The 2,368-nt window shown below is 75.9% G+C and carries 3 protein-coding genes; 1 reads left to right on the forward strand and 2 read right to left on the reverse strand.

The genetic code is table 11. The features are described from left to right. Positions 1–124 precede the first annotated feature (124 nt). Entirely contained in the window at positions 125–625 is a 501-nt protein-coding gene (locus tag ABZV78_RS31620) for a hypothetical protein (protein ID WP_355644511.1), read from the reverse strand. A 312-nt stretch (positions 626–937) separates the two neighbouring features. Next, positions 938–1,384 (reverse strand): hypothetical protein, encoded by a 447-nt coding sequence (locus tag ABZV78_RS31625; protein ID WP_355644513.1) that lies wholly within the window; start codon positions 1,382–1,384, stop codon positions 938–940. Between the two features lie 166 nt (positions 1,385–1,550). On the opposite strand from ABZV78_RS31625, the gene ABZV78_RS31630 reads away from it, so the two are divergent. Continuing rightward, positions 1,551–2,368, forward strand: an 818-nt coding sequence (locus tag ABZV78_RS31630) for an ATP-binding protein (protein WP_355644515.1), incomplete at its 3' end; no start/stop codon positions are given.

Consider the following 2,368-nt stretch of genomic DNA (forward strand, 5'->3'; position numbering starts at 1 on the left):
ACGTACGAGACGGTGCTGGGCTTCGCCATCGCCATCGTGGTCGGCGTGCTCTCCGCGGTGGTCATGGTCTACTCGCCCACCGTCGAGAAGAGCCTGGGTGAAGTGGCCCGCCCGGCGCCGGAGGTCAGCGCGTGGGTCGGGCGGTGGGCTTGCGGTCGCCGGGCCGCTCGGTCCCGGTGTCGGTGGTCGGCCGGCTGTCCGGCCGGCCCGCCGGGTGGCTGGGCGTGGCGGTCGGCCGCGCCGGCCGGCCCTTCTCGGCCGCGACCAGCGGGGCGCAGTACGCCGCCACCTTCTCCTTGTCGCCCGCGGTGGTGATCAGGGCGCGGAACGCCGGGCTCTCCAGCGCCTTGCCCGGGTTGTCCCCCGCGCCCGCCCGGTACGCCCGGCAGAGGCCGACCAGGTTCGGCGACGGGCTGCCCTTGGCTTCGGCCGGGCCCCTGCCCTTGCCGTCGGTCGCGGACGGCGCCGCGGTGGCGTAGGTCGACGGCTTCGCGGGCCGGTCGGTGAGCGGACCGGGCAGGGTGCCCGTCGCGGCGGCGAACGCGACCCCAACGCCGGCGGTGACGGCGAGGACCGCCGCGCCGGCCTTGACGGTGAGCAGTTTCGCGAGGACGAACTGTGACATCGGTACGGCTCCGTTGTGGGGGGTGCGGACACGGACGTGCCGCCCGGGGTACCTCCCGAACAGCGGGACCGAGGCACGGGTAACCCGGCACCGGCCTGAGGGGTGGCCGACCGCCGGCACCCGGCGGGGCCGCCCGGTGACCGGCCGGCTACGCCGCGTTCGCGCTGGCCACGAGTCCCGCGCCTTCGTTCCGTGCCCCTCAGCGCTCGTCCCGCGCCGGATGTCACACCGCTACCCACGCGGCGGCACGACCGCACGGACCGTCACCGAGGGGCCGGTCAGGGCGGAGCGAGCGGCAGCGACGGCGACGCGTCACTCGCAGACACGCCACCCGCCGTCCTCCTTGACCAGGACGAACACCTGCGTCACGGTGGTGCCGCTCTGCGGTGTGAAGCGGACCTCGGCCGACCCCCGGACCCGTCCGTTGCTGTTCGTGACGTTCAACCCGACGATCCGGTAGCCGGTCAGCGCGGGCTGGGCGGCCTGCTGCCGGGCGAAGTCCTCCTCGCTGACCCGGTCGCGCACCCGACCGCAGAGCCGGCCGTACGCGGTCGGGTAGTCGCGGGCGACCAGGGCGCCGGCGAAGGTGTCCACGGTGGTCCGGGCCGGGCCGGTGGCCTCCCGCACCGCGTGGTAGAGGGCGAAGCCGCCGACGACGCCGCCCACGCAGCAGAGCGCGAGCACCACACCGACGACGGTGAGCACGATCCGGGTCGTGTTCGACTTCCTGGGTGGCACCATGGCCGGCTGGTAGGTCATGGGCGCAGGGTAGGAGCGCCGCGCCAGCGGCCCGGGCGGCCCGCGAGTCGGTCAGCGACGCGCCGCGTACCGAGGGTGACCAGTTGCGGCTGAGCATGCTATTCTCCGGCGTCGATCTAGGCCGTGCGGACCCGACCGGGTCGCTGCCGGAAGGACACCTCCCCCGATGCCGGTCGTAGCCGCCACGACCCTGCCGCCGTCCCCGCTGGACCGGCCGGCGGGCGGCGCGTTCACCCTGATCTTCACCACCCTGCCGGCGTTGCTCCGGCTCACCTGCGGCCTGGTGGCCGCCGTGGTCGCGCTGGCGGTGCGCACCCCGCCCGTCCGGGTGTCACTGCTGGTGCCGGCGATCGTGGTGCTGACCGCCTGGTCCGTGTGGTACGCGGTCCGCGCGCTCCGGCACGGCTTCACCGGCGCCCTGGTGGCCGGCGACGTGGCGCTGACCACCGCGGCCGGGCTGGCGATCGGGTGGCTGGTCGCGCCGGAGGTGCTGCCCGGCGAGGGGAGTTGGGTCGCGGTGCTCGCCAGCACCACCGTGATCAACGCGCAGGCCACCGCCCCGGCCCGTTGGTCGGTCCCGGCCGGGCTGCTGGTCACCGCCGGCTACGCGGCCGGGGCCACCCTGGCCGGCAACCCGGTCGAGGCGCGGGCGCACGCCGGGACACTGCTGGTGCAGATCGGCTGCACGGCGATGACGACCGCGGTGATGCGCCGCCGGATCGGGCGCGCCGACGACGCCTTCGCGGACTACCAGCGGCTGTCCCACGAGGCGATGGTGGGCCGGGCCGCCCGGGAGGCGGAGCGGCGGCAGAACCGGGACCTGCACGACACCGTCCTCGCCACGCTCACCATGGTCGGGCTCGGCGCGGTGTCCGGCCCGTCAGCCGCGCTGCGCGAGCGGTGCGCGGCCGACCTGCGTACCCTCACCGCCCTGGCCGACGCGCGCTCGGCGCCGGCGGTCGGCGCGGTGGCCCTGGACGAGCG

This window comes from Micromonospora sp. NPDC004540 (assembly GCF_040610095.1).
Taxonomy (GTDB): Bacteria; Actinomycetota; Actinomycetes; order Mycobacteriales; family Micromonosporaceae; genus Micromonospora.

Coding starts and splice junctions, on each gene's coding strand:
- ABZV78_RS31620 (WP_355644511.1), bottom strand. CDS start 625: ATGTCACAGTTCGTCCTCGCGAAACTGCTCACCGTCAAGGCCGGCGCG.
- ABZV78_RS31625 (WP_355644513.1), bottom strand. CDS start 1,384: ATGACCTACCAGCCGGCCATGGTGCCACCCAGGAAGTCGAACACGACC.